This is a genomic window from Vibrio sp. 811, from assembly GCF_033339195.1.
Genome location: NZ_JAWOUB010000218.1, coordinates 1 through 864 on the forward strand (window position 1 = coordinate 1; position 864 = coordinate 864).

2 protein-coding genes are annotated in these 864 nt (G+C 48.1%); both read left to right on the plus strand.

Annotated elements, in window-relative coordinates; genetic code table 11:
- Positions 1-424, plus strand: a 424-nt coding sequence (locus tag R7Q46_RS25925; protein WP_411978772.1) for a TRAP transporter small permease, incomplete at its 5' end; no start/stop codon positions are given.
- A gap of 3 nt (positions 425-427) precedes the next feature.
- Positions 428-864: TRAP transporter large permease subunit (locus R7Q46_RS25930; RefSeq protein ID WP_318078049.1), on the plus strand; the 437-nt coding region annotated here is incomplete at its 3' end.

The window sequence follows — 864 nt, forward strand, 5'->3', positions numbered from 1 at the left end:
ACCTGAAGGGCGCCGTAAACTCCTTGCGCTAGTCGCAGCGGCCTGCTGCCTAACCTTTTCGATTCTGCTTTTGATTGGTGCTTGGAATTATTGGTATCCCTTTGCGACAGAGCGCGCATGGTATGAAACCGACGATATCCCAATGCCTGAATTTTTACAGTTCTTAGCGGATTGGCTTAATGAAGGCGAGCGCTACGAAAAACTGCCACGCTTTATTCCTTATTTCGCTTTGCCGCTTGGTATGGCGATGCTCACTTTCCGTTTTTTACAAGTCACTTGGCAGATCGCTACAGGCAAGCTGGATCGCTTGATTGCAGGGCATGAAGCTGAGGAAGAACTGGAAGCCTTAAAAGAAGAAATGAGTGAAGCTGGCGATGCCATGACTCCTCGTTCCTCGAACGATTCTGAGCACAAGGAGCGCTAAGCCATGGATATTTTACTACTGTTTTTAATGGTGATTGGCTTCATGCTCATTGGTGTGCCAATCGCAATTTCTCTGGGTCTTTCCAGTGTTCTTTTCTTAATGCTGCATTCCGATGCTTCTTTGGCGTCAGTTGCTCAAACGCTGTTTAACGCCTTTGCTGGTCACTATACATTGTTGGCGATACCTTTCTTCATTTTGGCCTCAAGTTTTATGTCGACAGGTGGCGTTGCAAAGCGAATCATCCGATTTGCGATTGCCATCGTCGGTTGGTTCCGTGGTGGTCTCGCCATGGCTTCCGTTGTGGCATGTATGATGTTTGCAGCACTGTCCGGCTCTTCACCAGCAACTGTGGTCGCTATCGGTAGTATCGTCATTGCGGGGATGATCAAAAACGGTTACTCGAAAGAGTTTGCAGCGGGTGTTATCTGTAACGCAGGTAC